Here is a 12956-nt window from a genome sequence, read left to right as displayed (position 1 = left end):
GAGAACGACGTGAACGTGCGGCCGATATCGGGGGCGTCGGTGGCGAGGCGGCGGCGCGCGGCAGGGGGGCTCATAGCCGGCTCCCTGGTGCTGTCGCTGGCGGCGTGCGGCGGGGGCGGCGGGGGTGGCAAGGACGACGGCAAGGGTGCCGCGACCCAGCAGGGCCGGCCCTCCACGGCCGCCGTCAGCATCGCCCCGGAGCAGGGGGCCACGGGCGTCGCCACCGACGGCGCCCTCAAAGTCAGCGCGGCCCGGGGAAAGTTGACCGAGGTCACCGTCAAGGACGCCAAGGGCGCGAAGGTCGACGGCAGCATCACCGGCGACGGCGGCTCCTGGACGCCGTCCGCCCATCTGGCCGCCGACACCAAGTACACGGTGCACGCCGTCGCCAAGGACACCGACGGCAAGAGCACCACCAAGGACTCCAGCTTCACCACCGTCACCCCGAAGAGCACCTTCATCGGCACCTTCACGCCCGAGGACGGCTCCACCGTCGGCGTCGGCATGCCGTTCTCCGTGAACTTCTCCCGGGGCATCACCCACCCGGGCGCCGTCGAGAAGTCCATCAAGGTCAAGACGGAACCGCCGGTCGACGTCGAGGGCCACTGGTTCGGCAACGACCGCCTCGACTTCCGCCCCGAGAACTACTGGAAGGCCGGCACCAAGGTCACCGTCGACCTCGACCTGGACGGCGTCGAGGGCCGCGACGGCGTCTACGGCAAGCAGCACAAGACGGTGTCGTTCACCATCGGCCGCAGCCAGGTCTCCGTCGTGGACGCGAGCAAGCACACGATGAAGGTCACCCGCGACGGCAAGGTGATCAAGACCCTCCCGGTGACCACCGGCAAGCCCGGTTACGACACCTGGAACGGGCGGATGGTCATCAGCGAGAAGCTGTCCGTGACCCGGATGAACGGCGACACGGTCGGCTACGGCGGCGAGTACGACATCAAGGACGTCCCGCACGCCATGCGCCTGACCGGCTCCGGCACCTTCGTGCACGGCAACTACTGGGGCGGCGGCGCCTTCGGCAACTTCAACGCCAGCCACGGCTGCATCGGCCTGCGCGACGTGAAGGGCGGCTACGACTCCTCGACGCCGGCCGCCTGGTTCTTCGACCACTCGATCCTCGGCGATGTGGTGGTCGTCAAGAACTCCCACGAGAAGACGGTGCTCCCGGGGAACGGGCTCAACGGCTGGAACATGTCCTGGGCGGACTGGAAGAAGTAGGTCCGCGCGGCGTGGGGGGGTTTTTTTTTTTCTTTCCCTTTTCCCCCCCCCCCCCCCCCCCCCCCCCCCCCCCCCCCCCCCCCCCCCCCCCCCCCCCCCCCCCCCCCCCCCCGGGGGGAGGGGGGGGGGGGGGGGGGGGGGGGGGGGGGGGGGGGGGGGGGGGGGGGGGGGGGGGGGGGGGGGGGTTGTCTCCCCCCCCCCCCCCCCCCCCGCCGCCGTTAGTCGCCGTTAACCTGAGCCGTATGACCGTCACTCTTGATGTCGCCGAAGGCGTCGGCACCCTGCGTCTCGACCGCCCCCCGATGAACGCGCTGGACGTCGCCACCCAGGACCGGCTGAGGGAACTCGCCGAGGAGGCCACGCGCCGCGACGACGTGCGCGCCGTGGTGATCTACGGCGGGGAGCGGGTGTTCGCGGCGGGCGCGGACATCAAGGAGATGCAGAACATGGACCACACCGCGATGGTCCTGCGCTCCCGCGGCCTCCAGGACGCGTTCACCGCCGTGGCCCGCATCCCCAAGCCCGTCGTGGCCGCCATCACCGGCTACGCCCTCGGCGGCGGCTGCGAACTGGCCCTGTGCGCCGACTACCGCATCGCCGCCGACAACGCCAAGCTCGGCCAGCCCGAGATCCTGCTCGGCCTGATCCCGGGCGCCGGCGGCACTCAGCGCCTGCCCCGCCTGGTCGGCCCCTCCAAGGCCAAGGACCTCATCTTCACCGGCCGGATGGTCAAGGCCGACGAGGCCCTCGCGATCGGCCTGGTGGACCGGGTCGTCCCGGCCGCCGAGGTCTACGAGCAGGCGCACACCTGGGCCGCGAAACTCGCCCAGGGCCCGGCCGTCGCGCTGCGCGCCGCCAAGGAGGCCGTCGACGTCGGCCTGGAGACCGACATCGACACCGGGCTCGCCGTCGAACGCAACTGGTTCGCGGGTCTGTTCGCCACCGAGGACCGCGAGCGCGGCATGCGCAGCTTCGTGGAGGAGGGCCCCGGAAAGGCCAAGTTCCTTTAGGCGACCCGGGGTTGGTGGGAGTCGGCTCGGATTTCCTTTAAAACGCAACTGAACTCCCTTGAGTCCACCAGCAGTTGACGTGTCGTCTCATACGGGTCCCTCGATGGGGCGGATTATGGGAGCCTTAAGGCACCCTTAAGTCTGTCTGGTCGAGGGAGCCCCGCGATTGCCCGGAACTGAGTCGTCCTCGCAGCTCAGCCGGGGTGTACCGGCCAGTGACATGCCATCGGCATATGCCGATCGTCCGGTGCACGGCGGGGGCGTACGGGGGGCGTATTCCTCCGGAACGGCCCCCAAGGCGCCGCGCGACGGCCATCATGGGGGCATGGCGGGGCTGGAGGGCATCGAACAGCCGCGGGGACACAGCCGCGCTTCCGCGGGGCGCTGGTCGCCCACGGTCGAGGACGAACAGGCGCTCAAGGCGCTCGAACTGTTCGGCAATCCGACGGAGCGTGAGGTGCAGCTGCCCTCCCGCCCGGAATCCGCCGCCACCGCCCGTCGCCTCGCCCAGGTCGTGGTCCTGCGCACCTGGCGGCTCACCCCCAAGCTGGCCGAGGATACGGTCCTGCTGGTGTCCGAACTGGTCGGCAACGCGGTACGGCACACCGGCGCCCGCGTCTTCGGGCTGCGCATGCGCTGCCGCCCCGGCTGGATGCGCGTCGAGGTGCGCGACCCCTCCCGGGGGCTGCCCTGTCTGATGCCGGTCCAGGAGCTGGACATCAGCGGCCGGGGCCTGTTCCTGGTCGACAAGCTCTCCGACCGCTGGGGCGTCGATCTGCTGCCGCGCGGCAAGACGACCTGGTTCGAGATGCGGGTGAACGAGCGGTAGCGACGCGCGACGGCGGCGGGCGCGGCACGCCTCCCGACATCAAGTCGGACAAAACGCGCTTTTCTTACCTTTCATCCCTTAAATGGCGCGGGTGACCACCACCAACCGCCGTGCCGCGCTGCGCGCGGGCGCCGGACTCGTCGCGGGCGGCGCGCTCGCCGCCGGCTGCGGCACGGGCCCGAAGACCACTGCCGCCGCGCAGTCCACCACCGCACGGACCACCCCCGACTCCGCCGTGCGGTCCCCGTCTCCCACCCGTCCGGCCCCCGCGCCCCGCGCCTACCCGGGGCAGCCGGCCCAGATCACCCACGGCCCGCGCACCCGCCCCCGGGTCGCGCTCACCTTCCACGGCCAGGGCGACCCGGCCATCGCCCACACCCTGCTGGAGACCGCCGAACGGCACGGCGCCCACCTCACCGTGCTCGCCGTCGGCACCTGGCTGGACGAACATCCCGACATCGCCCGCCGCATCCTCGACGGCGGCCACGACCTCGGCAACCACACGCAGCGGCACATCTCCGTCAACGACCTCGCCGAGGCCGACGCCCGCAAGGAGATCACCGACTGCGCCGACCGGCTCAGCAGGCTCACCGGCTCCATCGGCACCTGGTTCCGCCCGTCCCGCGCGCCCACCGCCTCCGCGCTCGTCGCCGGGCTGGCCCGCCAAGTGGGCTACCCGCACGTGCTGTCGTACGACGTCGACTCGCTCGACTACACCCGTCCCGGCGCCGCCGCCGTCACCCGCAAGGTCCTCTCGGAGGTGCGCGAGGGCTCGGTGGTGAGTTTGCATTTCGGTTATGAGGACACGGTCGCCGCTCTCCCCGGCCTCCTCACCGAACTCGACCGCCGCGAACTGCGCGCCGTCACCACCACGGAGCTGCTGAGCTGATGCGAACCACGAAAGCCGCCCGCCGGCTGGCCGCCGGTGCCGCCCTCACCGCCCTGGCCCTGGTGTCCGCGTGCAGCGGCCAGGGCGCGCACCGCGCGAACGAGGCCGTCGGCAGCAAGCCGCCGGCCCAGCCGCAGGTGGACCAGGCGCGGGTGAACGTGCTGCCCGGCATGCCCCCGGTCGAGGACCCGGCGGACATCTACGCGGCGGACCGGCCGGGGCTGCTCTCCCCGGTGGTCAAGGACTTCCCCTCCCGGGTGTACGTCCCCAACACCAACTCCGACACGGTCACCGTCATCGACCCCGCCACCTACAAGGTCATCGACACCATCCCGGTCGGCCGCCAGCCCCAGCACGTGGTGCCCTCCTGGGACCTGAAGACCCTGTGGGTCAACAACGACCTCGGCAACAGCCTCACCCCCCTCGACCCCCGCACCGGCAAGGCGGGCAAGCCGGTCGCCGTGCACGACCCGTACAACCTGTACTTCACGCCCGACGGCAAGTACGCGATCGTCATGGCCTCCATGGACCGGCAGCTGGTCTTCCGCGACGCCCACACCATGAGGACCGTCAAGGCGGTGCCGGTCAGCTGCTACGGCGTCAACCACGCGGACTTCTCCCGCGACGGCCGCTACTTCATCGTCTCCTGCGAGTTCAGCGGCGAGATCCTCAAGGTCGACACCGCGCGGATGGCGGTGGTCGGCCAGGAGAAGCTGCCCGTGCACGGCTCCATGCCGCAGGACGTCAAGGTCTCCCCGGACGGCAAGCGGTTCTACATCGCGGACATGATGGCCAACGGGGTGTGGGTGCTGGACGGCGACCGGTTCACCAAGCCGACCCTGCTCTCCACCGGCAAGGGCGCGCACGGCCTCTACATCAGCCGCGACTCCCGCGAGATGTACGTCTCCAACCGGGGCGAGGGCACCATCTCCATCTTCGACTTCGCCCGGAACAAGCTCACCAAGAAGTGGGAACTGCCCGGCGGCGGCAGCCCCGACATGGGCGGCGTCTCCGCCGACGGCAAGGTCCTGTGGCTCTCCGGCCGCTACGACGCCGAGGTGTACGCCATCGACACCCGCACCGGCAGGGAACTGGCCCGCATCCCGGTCGGCAGCGGCCCGCACGGCCTCGCGGTCTATCCCCAGCCGGGCCGCTACTCACTGGGGCACACGGGCGTCTTCCGCTGAGCCGGGGAGCAGCAGCAGCTCCGCGCCGACGGCCCCGTACCCGGCCGCCTGGAACGCCCGCAGGCTCCGGGCGTTCCCCGGCGCCACCTGCGCCCAGACGGGCTCCGCGGCGAGCCGCCTGGCCGCGTACGCGAGCCGCCGCCCCAGCCCCTGCTCCCGGGCCCCCTCGTCCACCTCCACCGAGACCTCGAGGCGTCCGGCCGTCCCGCGCCCCGTCACCAGCACCCCGCCGTCCGCCTGCCAGGCCCGCACCTCCTCGCGGCGCTCGCGCGCGTACCTGATCCGGGGATGACCGGCGTCCCGGATCTCCGTCAGCGCGAGCGGGGGGACGCCGGGGAGCGGGCCGGCCACCAGCACCGCGTCCACCGTCTCCGCCCGCCGCCCGGTGCGCTCCAGCAGCGCGGCCAGGAAGCGCGGGTGCAGGGCGGCCGCCAGCGGATCGCAGTCCAGGCCGCGCAGCGTGTCGTACACCCAGGCGGGGTCCTCGTCCGTGACGACGACGGAGTGCCCGGTGAACGCCAGTACGCCCGCATGCCGGGGCCCGGGCTGAGGCAGGACCGTCGTACGGCCGTCCGCCGGCGGGAACACGCCCCGCGCCACACCGTCGAGAATCTCCCGCACGGACTCCATGACGCCACCCCTTGAGTCTCCACCCACTGGAAGGCCCAGACTCCCAGACATGAACGACGACGGCACCGGACTTCTCACCATCGGCGAGCTGGCACGGGCCACCGGACTGACCGTGCGCACCATCCGCTACTGGTCGGACGAGGGCGTGCTCACCCCGGTGACCCGCTCACCGGGCGGCTACCGGCTGTACGACGCCCAGGGCGTCGCTCGCCTGGAGCTGATCCGGACCCTGCGCGAACTGGGGCTCGGCCTGGACGACGTGCGACGTGTGCTGGCGGGAGAGCGGACCGTGGCACAGGTCGCGGCGACGCACGTGGCCGCGCTGGACGCGCAGATCAGGTCGCTGAAGGTGACCCGTGCGGTGCTGTCGTCGGTCGCACGACGTGACTCGACCGCGAAGGAGATGACCCTGATGAACAAACTGGCCCGGCTGTCGGCGGCCGAACGGCAGCGGATCATGGCGGAGTTCGTGGCGGAGGCCCTCCAGGGGCTCGACGCCGTGGACCCCGAGGTGCGGGAGCGGCTGCGCGCCACCACGGTGGACCTGGCGCCGGACCCGACGCCCGAAGAGGTGGACGCGTGGGTGGAGCTGGCGGAGATGCTCCAGGACCCGGAGTTCCGCGCGCAGATGCGCCGGGCGATGGAGCTCAACTCGGCGGACGGGGCACCGGGGGAGGCCCGCGGCCGTTCGCTCTGGTTCGCCAGGCGGCTGGTGGAACTGGCGGCCCCGGCCCGCGAGCGCGGCATCGCCCCGGACTCACCGGAGGCGGAGCCCGTGCTGCGCGAACTCTTCGGCGACGCCCCGCGCGCGGACGTCCTGGAGCGCATGACGGCCGGCTTCAACGACCGCGTCGCCCGCTACCGCGAACTCATCGCCCTGGTCAACCGCGCCCCCGCGCCGCCGCACGCCGAGGACTTCGCCTGGGTGGTCGCGGCACTGCGCGCCCGCACGGACAGCTAATCTGACCAGCGTCAGTACGCCTGCATGGGCACAAGAAACACGAGCAAAAGGGGCGGATCGGTGGCGGACATCGAGGAAGCACGCAAGGAATTCCAGCGGATCGACGTGGACGGCGACGGTTTCATCACCGCCGCCGAATTCAAGTCCGCCCTGGCCCAGGGAGGCGACTGGAATGTCACCGACACGGTCGCCGAAGCCATCATCAAGTCCCGTGACCTCAACGGCGACCAGGTCCTGTCCTTCGACGAGTTCTGGACCTACCTGAACAAGTGACCCGGGTCGGCAGGGGTGCCCCGTTCTCCGGAGCGGGCACCCCTGCGCGCCTCAGCCGCCCGCCCACTCCTTGAGCGCCGCCGTGGAGGCGAAGTCGGCCACGTCCTTGTCATGGGGCTGGCTCGCGTATTGGTGGAAACGCCATTTGGCCTTGATCCGGGGCTTGCCCGCGGTGACGTAGTCGGCGATCCAGAGGCCGTCGCCCGCGTAAGAGGTGCGGTCGATGTTCAGCCAGAAGTCTCTGTTGGTGTAGAGCACGACCTTGTTGTGCGGCCGCAGTTGTTTCAGTTTGCGGATGAAGGAGTCCTTGTCCGCGTTGCTGGCGTGAGTGCCGTCGCTCGTGGGTTCCCAGTCGACGGCCAGGATGTCGCCGGCGCGTTCCGGAGCGTGCTGGAGGAAGTAGTCGGCCTGGGCGGTGAGATTGCCCGGCCACAGGAAGTGATAGAAACCCACGACCAGTCCGGCGTCGCGGCCGGTCTTGGTCTGCGCGGTGAGGCGGGGGTTCACATACGAACGGCCCTCGGTCGCCTTCATGAAGACGAAGGAGAGCCCGTCCGTGTCATATGACGTGGACTGGAAGGAACTTACGTCGATGCCGTGGAGCATGCAGAGTTTGTGCCCCCCGCACGGCCCCCCGGAAACTTGCCCCCGGTCGCGGGGCGGTTCAGACGCCAGATCACATCGATTCCGCAGCCGGACGGAGCCGCCGGCGGTGGCGCCTGCTCACGCCGGAGCTCGGTGAAGCCCAGCCGGCGCGGAACGGCGCGACTGGGGGCGTTCGCCAGGTCGTGCGCGATCTCCAGGTACCCCACGTCCGCCAGCGCGAACATCTCCCGGCCCAGCGCCGCCGTCGCCCTCGTGGCGATGCCCCGCCCCACGGCCGAGGGATGCAGCCAGTACCCCAGCCGGCACCCCCGGGGCTCGGCCCGATACGCCTGGCACATGCCGATGAGCTTGTCATTCTCCGCGACGACGTAGTTGTAGAGTTCGCCGCTCTCCCATTTGGAAGCGGAACTCTCCAGCAGATCCCGGGTGCTCTGCTCGTCATGGCCGTCGGCCCACGGCATCCAGGGCCGCAGATGATCCCGGGATTCCTCTATCAACGTGAACAGTTGAACGAAATCACGCTGCCCCCGTAAACGCCGAAGGAGGAATTCCCCGCACTCGATGAGCTGACTCGGTCGGTCCATGCAACCATGATCGTTCCGCGGACCGGCCAAGTAAATGTCAGCACTCGATGATATTCACCGCGAGCCCACCCCGCGCCGTCTCCTTGTACTTCACGGACATGTCCGCGCCGGTCTCCTTCATGGTCTTGATGACCTTGTCGAGGGAGACCATGTGGGAACCGTCGCCGCGCATCGCCATCTTGGCGGCGGTGACCGCCTTCACCGCGGCCATGCCGTTGCGTTCGATGCACGGGATCTGCACGAGGCCGCCGACCGGGTCGCAGGTCAGGCCCAGGTTGTGCTCCATGCCGATCTCGGCCGCGTTCTCCACCTGTTCGGGCGTGCCGCCCAGCACCTCGGCGAGCGCGCCCGCGGCCATGGAGCACGCGGAGCCGACCTCGCCCTGGCAGCCGACCTCGGCGCCGGAGATGGAGGCGTTCTCCTTGAAGAGCATGCCGATCGCGCCCGCGGACAGCAGGAAGCGGACCACGCCGTCCTCGTCCGCGCCCGGCACGAAGTTGATGTAGTAGTGCAGCACCGCGGGGATGATGCCGGCCGCGCCGTTCGTCGGGGCGGTCACCACCCGGCCACCGGCCGCGTTCTCCTCGTTCACCGCCATCGCGTAGAGCGTGATCCACTCCATCGCCCGTGCCAGCGGCTCGCCCTCGGCCCGCAGCTGGCGCGCGGAGACGGCCGCCCGGCGGCGGACCTTGAGCCCGCCCGGCAGGATGCCCTCACGGGTCAGACCGCGCTGCACGCATGCCCGCATGACCCGCCAGATCTCCAGCAGGCCCGCCCGAATCTCCTCCTCGGTGCGCCAGGCCCGCTCGTTCTCCAGCATCAGGGAGGAGATCGACAGGCCGGTCTCCTTGGTCAGGCGCAGCAGTTCGTCGCCGGTGCGGAAGGGGTACTTCAGGACCGTGTCGTCCAGCACGATCCGGTCCGCGCCGACCGCGTCCTCGTCCACCACGAAGCCGCCGCCGACCGAGTAGTACGTCTTGCTGAGCAGCTCCGCGCCCGAGGCGTCGTACGCCCATATCGTCATGCCGTTGGCGTGGTACGGCAGGGCCTTGCGGCGGTGCAGGACCAGGTCGTCGTCGAAGGAGAAGGCGATCTCGCGCTCGCCGAGGAGCGAGAGACGGCCCGAGTTCTTGATCGACTCCACCCGCTCGTCGGCGGATTCCACGTCGACCGTGCGCGGGGAGGCGCCCTCCAGGCCGAGCAGCACCGCCTTGGGGGTGCCGTGGCCGTGTCCGGTCGCGCCGAGCGAGCCGTACAGCTCGCAGCGCAGGGAGGCGACCGAGGCCAGCAGTTCCTCGTTGCGCAGCCGGTGCGCGAACATGCGCGCCGCGCGCATCGGGCCGACCGTGTGGGAGCTGGACGGGCCGATGCCGATCGAGAACAGGTCGAAGACCGAGATGGCCACGGTCACTCCTTGGGGCAGTGGTGGGGTACTCGTCGGCGAGTACCCCACCGGGGAATTACTTGGACAGACCCGGGTACAGGGGGTGCTTGTCGGCCAGGGCCTTGACCCGTGCCTTCAGTGCCGAGGCGTCGTACGACGGCTTCAGCGCCTCGGCGATCACGTCCGCGACCTCGGCGAAGTCCTCGGCCGTGAAGCCGCGGGTCGCGAGCGCGGGCGTGCCGATCCGCAGGCCCGAGGTGACCATCGGGGGACGCGGGTCGTTCGGGACCGCGTTGCGGTTGACCGTGATGCCGACCTCGTGCAGCCGGTCCTCGGCCTGCTGGCCGTCCAGCTCGGAGGCGCGCAGGTCGACCAGGATCAGGTGCACGTCCGTACCGCCGGACAGCACGTTGACCCCGGCGGCGCGGGCGTCCTCGGCCGTCAGACGCTCGGCGAGGATACGGGCACCGTCCACCGTACGGCGCTGGCGCTCCTTGAAGCCCTCGGAGGCCGCGACCTTGAAGGACACCGCCTTGGCCGCGATCACGTGCTCCAGGGGACCGCCCTGGAAGCCCGGGAAGACGGACGAGTTCAGCTTCTTCGCGAACTCCTTCTTCGCGAGGATGATGCCGCCGCGCGGGCCGCCCAGGGTCTTGTGCGTCGTGGAGGTGACCACGTCCGCGTGCTCGACCGGGTTCGGGTGCAGACCGGCGGCGACGAGGCCCGCGAAGTGCGCCATGTCGACCCACAGGTACGCCTCGACCTCGTCGGCGATCCGGCGGAACTCGGCGAAGTCCAGCTCGCGCGGGTACGCGGACCAGCCCGCGATGATGACCTTGGGGCGGTGCTCCTTGGCGAGCCGCTCGACCTCGGCCATGTCGACCAGGCCGCTCTCCTCGTCCACGTGGTACGCGACCACGTTGAACTGCTTGCCGGAGAAGTTCAGCCGCATGCCGTGGGTCAGGTGGCCGCCGTGCGCCAGGTCCAGGCCGAGGATGGTGTCCCCGGGCTGGGCCAGCGCGAACAGGGCCGCCTGGTTGGCGGAGGCGCCGGAGTGGGGCTGCACATTGGCGTACTCGGCGCCGAACAGCTCCTTGACCCGGTCGATGGCGATCTGCTCGGCCACGTCGACGTGCTCGCAGCCGCCGTAGTAGCGGCGGCCCGGGTAGCCCTCGGCGTACTTGTTGGTGAGGACCGAGCCCTGGGCCTCCATCACCGCGAGCGGCGCGAAGTTCTCGGACGCGATCATCTCCAGCGTGGCCTGCTGGCGGAGCAGCTCGGCGTCGACCGCGGCGGCGATCTCCGGGTCCAGCTCGTGCAGGGGCGTGTTCAGGACAGTCATGCGCTTATGACTCCTCAGCCGGCGATGTGGGCGTCGTACTCGGCGGCGGAGAGCAGGTCGGCCGGCTCGCCCGCGACGCGTACCTTGAACAGCCAGCCGCCCTCGAAGGGCTCGGAGTTCACCAGCGACGGGTCGTCGACGACGTTCTCGTTGATCGCGGTGATCTCGCCGGTGACCGGGGAGTACAGGTCGGAGACCGACTTGGTGGACTCCAGCTCACCACAGGTCTCGCCCGCCTCGACGGTGGAGCCGACCTCGGGGAGCTGGGCGTAGACCACATCGCCGAGCGCGTTGGCCGCGAACTCGGTGATGCCGACCGTCGAGACGCCGTTGTCGGCGGCCGACAGCCACTCGTGCTCCTTGCTGTAGCGCAGCTGCTGGGGGTTGCTCATGGCCTGAATTCTCCTGTACGCGCGGGAGTGCTGATGACGGGGGGACGCTGGTGGCCGCCGGTGGGCGGGCGAATGTGCGCAGGGTCACGTGCCCGCCCGTCGGGGGCGGGGGCGCGACCGGGCTCGCTGTCTACTTCTGGCGCTTGTAGAACGGCAGCGCGACGACCTCGTAGGGCTCGTGCGTGCCGCGGATGTCCACGCCTACGCCCTCGGTGCCGGGCGCCGCGTGCGCCGCCTCGACGTAGGCCATGGCGATCGGCTTGCCCAGGGTGGGGGAGGGGGCACCGGAGGTGACCTCGCCGATCACCTCGCCGCCGGCGACGACCGGGTACCCGGCGCGCGGCACCCGACGACCCTCGGCGATCAGGCCGACCAGGACCCGCGGGGGGTTCTGCGCGGCGCGCTCGGCGGCCTCGACGAGCGCGGCGCGCCCCACGAAGTCGCCCTCCTTCTCGAACTTGACCACGCGGCCGAGCCCGGCGTCGAAGGGGGTCAGCGAGGTGTTCAGCTCGTGCCCGTACAGCGGCATGCCCGCCTCCAGGCGCAGCGTGTCGCGGCAGGACAGGCCGCAGGGCACCAGGCCGACGCCCTCGCCGGCCTTGGTCAGCGCCTGCCACAGCTCGACGGCGTGCTCGGGCTTGACGAACAGCTCGAAGCCGTCCTCGCCGGTGTAGCCGGTGCGGGCGATCAGCGCGGGGACGCCGGCGACGGTGCCGGGCAGGCCCGCGTAGTACTTCAGACCGTCCAGGTCGGCGTCGGTGAGGGACTTCAGGATGCCGGGGGAGGCCGGGCCCTGGATCGCGAGCAGGGCGTAGGCGTCCCGGTCGTCGCGCACCTCGACGTCGAGGCCGGCGGAGCGCTCGTCCAGCGCGTCCAGGACCACCTGGGCGTTGGAGGCGTTGGCGACGACCATGTACTCGGTCTCGGCGAGCCGGTAGACGATCAGGTCGTCCAGGATGCCGCCGTCGGCCCGCACGATCATCGTGTAGCGGGCGCGGCCGACGCCGACGGAGGCGATGTTGCCGACCAGGGCCATGTTCAGGAAGTCGGCGGCCTCGGGGCCCCTGACGGTGATCTCGCCCATGTGGGAGAGGTCGAACAGGCCCGCCTTGGTCCGCACGGCCAGGTGCTCGTCGCGCTCGGAGCCGTAGCGGAGCGGCATGTCCCAGCCCGCGAAGTCGGTCATCGTCGCACCGAGCGAGCGGTGCACGGCGTCCAGCGCGGTGTGTCGGAGTTCGGTACTGCTCATCGGTCGGTCGTCTCCCAGGGCAACAGGGATGGGGCGAGGAACGTTCCTCCCCATCTGTCATCGGAACCTGAGAGGTTCGCCGGGACCGCCACGGAGGCGATCACGGTTTGCACCTTGGGTGGGGCAGCCGTCACGGCGGCCCGCTTTTCAGATGTGCCTCGCCCGCGCGGTAACGGGGCCTGAGAGATTCAAGGGAGGGACTTGCTCCTTCGGCGCCCCAGCGAAGCCTGCTGGGGACTCTCCCGCGCGGATTCAAACGGCCGGTATGCAGTTGGCGGCCACATCATTGCACGTCGCGCCCCCGCCCGTCAGGGGTCGCATCCGTAACCGAGCCGTAGCGGTACGCGCACCCGCCCGTGGCCCACCGGGCATTACCTTCCCTTTACTTCC

At 70.8% G+C, this 12956-nt stretch carries 14 protein-coding genes and 2 riboswitches; of the genes, 7 read left to right on the top strand and 7 right to left on the bottom strand.

Annotation, left to right across the window (positions count from 1 at the left end):
• Window positions 1-9: 9 nt before the first annotated feature.
• The 5 genes from ACLF5H_RS02935 to ACLF5H_RS02915 all read left to right on the top strand — a co-directional run bounded on the left by ACLF5H_RS02935 (window position 10) and on the right by ACLF5H_RS02915 (window position 5145).
• Window positions 10-1230 (top strand): L,D-transpeptidase, encoded by a 1221-nt coding sequence (locus tag ACLF5H_RS02935; RefSeq protein ID WP_421674510.1) that lies wholly within the window; start codon window positions 10-12, stop codon window positions 1228-1230.
• 242 nt (window positions 1231-1472) lie between these two features.
• The gene (locus ACLF5H_RS02930) at window positions 1473-2240 is read left to right on the top strand and encodes an enoyl-CoA hydratase/isomerase family protein (RefSeq protein WP_086807010.1); all 768 of its coding nucleotides are present in this window, start codon (window positions 1473-1475) and stop codon (window positions 2238-2240) included.
• Window positions 2241-2460: 220 nt separating this feature from the next.
• Window positions 2461-3069: an ATP-binding protein gene (locus ACLF5H_RS02925; protein WP_421674509.1), complete on the top strand. Its 609-nt coding sequence runs from the start codon at window positions 2461-2463 to the stop codon at window positions 3067-3069.
• An 82-nt stretch (window positions 3070-3151) separates the two neighbouring features.
• Window positions 3152-3958: a polysaccharide deacetylase family protein gene (locus ACLF5H_RS02920; RefSeq protein WP_421674508.1), complete on the top strand. Its 807-nt coding sequence runs from the start codon at window positions 3152-3154 to the stop codon at window positions 3956-3958.
• Window positions 3958-5145, top strand: coding sequence for a beta-propeller fold lactonase family protein (locus ACLF5H_RS02915; RefSeq protein ID WP_421674507.1), 1188 nt, complete (start codon window positions 3958-3960; stop codon window positions 5143-5145). Before ACLF5H_RS02920 ends, ACLF5H_RS02915 begins: the two co-directional genes overlap by 1 nt.
• Here ACLF5H_RS02915 and ACLF5H_RS02910 read toward each other — a convergent pair.
• Window positions 5116-5775 carry a GNAT family N-acetyltransferase gene (locus ACLF5H_RS02910; RefSeq protein ID WP_421674506.1) on the bottom strand — a complete coding sequence of 220 codons (660 nt, stop codon included), beginning with the start codon at window positions 5773-5775 and terminating at the stop codon, window positions 5116-5118. The genes ACLF5H_RS02915 and ACLF5H_RS02910 overlap by 30 nt on opposite strands.
• 49 nt (window positions 5776-5824) lie before the next feature.
• Here ACLF5H_RS02910 and ACLF5H_RS02905 point away from each other — a divergent pair, with 49 nt between their 5' ends.
• A complete protein-coding gene (locus ACLF5H_RS02905; protein WP_421674505.1) occupies window positions 5825-6736 on the top strand; it encodes a MerR family transcriptional regulator in 912 nt (303 codons plus the stop codon).
• Between the two features lie 60 nt (window positions 6737-6796).
• Window positions 6797-7009, top strand: coding sequence for an EF-hand domain-containing protein (locus ACLF5H_RS02900; protein ID WP_037657174.1), 213 nt, complete (start codon window positions 6797-6799; stop codon window positions 7007-7009).
• A gap of 51 nt (window positions 7010-7060) precedes the next feature.
• Here the strand turns inward: ACLF5H_RS02900 and ACLF5H_RS02895 are convergent, their stop codons facing one another.
• The 6 genes from ACLF5H_RS02895 to gcvT all read right to left on the bottom strand — a co-directional run bounded on the left by ACLF5H_RS02895 (window position 7061) and on the right by gcvT (window position 12566).
• Window positions 7061-7615: a glycoside hydrolase family 25 protein gene (locus tag ACLF5H_RS02895; RefSeq protein WP_421674504.1), complete on the bottom strand. Its 555-nt coding sequence runs from the start codon at window positions 7613-7615 to the stop codon at window positions 7061-7063.
• Entirely contained in the window at window positions 7594-8199 is a 606-nt protein-coding gene (locus ACLF5H_RS02890; RefSeq protein ID WP_421674503.1) for a GNAT family N-acetyltransferase, read from the bottom strand. Before ACLF5H_RS02890 ends, ACLF5H_RS02895 begins: the two co-directional genes overlap by 22 nt.
• A gap of 37 nt (window positions 8200-8236) precedes the next feature.
• Window positions 8237-9604 (bottom strand): L-serine ammonia-lyase, encoded by a 1368-nt coding sequence (locus ACLF5H_RS02885; RefSeq protein ID WP_421674502.1) that lies wholly within the window; start codon window positions 9602-9604, stop codon window positions 8237-8239.
• 55 nt (window positions 9605-9659) lie between these two features.
• A complete protein-coding gene (gene glyA / locus ACLF5H_RS02880; RefSeq protein ID WP_421674501.1) occupies window positions 9660-10925 on the bottom strand; it encodes a serine hydroxymethyltransferase in 1266 nt (421 codons plus the stop codon).
• A gap of 14 nt (window positions 10926-10939) precedes the next feature.
• Entirely contained in the window at window positions 10940-11317 is a 378-nt protein-coding gene (gene gcvH / locus ACLF5H_RS02875; protein WP_421674500.1) for a glycine cleavage system protein GcvH, read from the bottom strand.
• A 130-nt stretch (window positions 11318-11447) separates the two neighbouring features.
• Entirely contained in the window at window positions 11448-12566 is a 1119-nt protein-coding gene (gene gcvT / locus ACLF5H_RS02870) for a glycine cleavage system aminomethyltransferase GcvT (protein WP_421674499.1), read from the bottom strand.
• A gap of 44 nt (window positions 12567-12610) precedes the next feature.
• A riboswitch (glycine riboswitch) is annotated at window positions 12611-12723 on the bottom strand.
• Window positions 12724-12821: riboswitch (glycine riboswitch) on the bottom strand.
• Window positions 12822-12956: the final 135 nt, after the last annotated feature.

Origin of the sequence: Streptomyces sp. LaBMicrA B280 (assembly GCF_049222185.1) — a bacterium.
GTDB classification, from domain to species: Bacteria; Actinomycetota; Actinomycetes; order Streptomycetales; family Streptomycetaceae; genus Streptomyces; species Streptomyces murinus.
The sequence above is the reverse complement of the archived record's forward strand: the minus strand, read 5'-3'. Positions and strand labels throughout refer to the sequence as shown.

Coding starts and splice junctions, on each gene's coding strand:
- ACLF5H_RS02910 (WP_421674506.1), bottom strand. CDS start 5,775: ATGGAGTCCGTGCGGGAGATTCTCGACGGTGTGGCGCGGGGCGTGTTC.
- ACLF5H_RS02895 (WP_421674504.1), bottom strand. CDS start 7,615: ATGCTCCACGGCATCGACGTAAGTTCCTTCCAGTCCACGTCATATGAC.
- ACLF5H_RS02890 (WP_421674503.1), bottom strand. CDS start 8,199: ATGGACCGACCGAGTCAGCTCATCGAGTGCGGGGAATTCCTCCTTCGG.
- glyA (WP_421674501.1), bottom strand. CDS start 10,925: ATGACTGTCCTGAACACGCCCCTGCACGAGCTGGACCCGGAGATCGCC.
- ACLF5H_RS02915 (WP_421674507.1), top strand. CDS start 3,958: ATGCGAACCACGAAAGCCGCCCGCCGGCTGGCCGCCGGTGCCGCCCTC.
- ACLF5H_RS02925 (WP_421674509.1), top strand. CDS start 2,461: ATGCCATCGGCATATGCCGATCGTCCGGTGCACGGCGGGGGCGTACGG.
- ACLF5H_RS02920 (WP_421674508.1), top strand. CDS start 3,152: ATGGCGCGGGTGACCACCACCAACCGCCGTGCCGCGCTGCGCGCGGGC.
- ACLF5H_RS02905 (WP_421674505.1), top strand. CDS start 5,825: ATGAACGACGACGGCACCGGACTTCTCACCATCGGCGAGCTGGCACGG.
- gcvT (WP_421674499.1), bottom strand. CDS start 12,566: ATGAGCAGTACCGAACTCCGACACACCGCGCTGGACGCCGTGCACCGC.
- gcvH (WP_421674500.1), bottom strand. CDS start 11,317: ATGAGCAACCCCCAGCAGCTGCGCTACAGCAAGGAGCACGAGTGGCTG.
- ACLF5H_RS02930 (WP_086807010.1), top strand. CDS start 1,473: ATGACCGTCACTCTTGATGTCGCCGAAGGCGTCGGCACCCTGCGTCTC.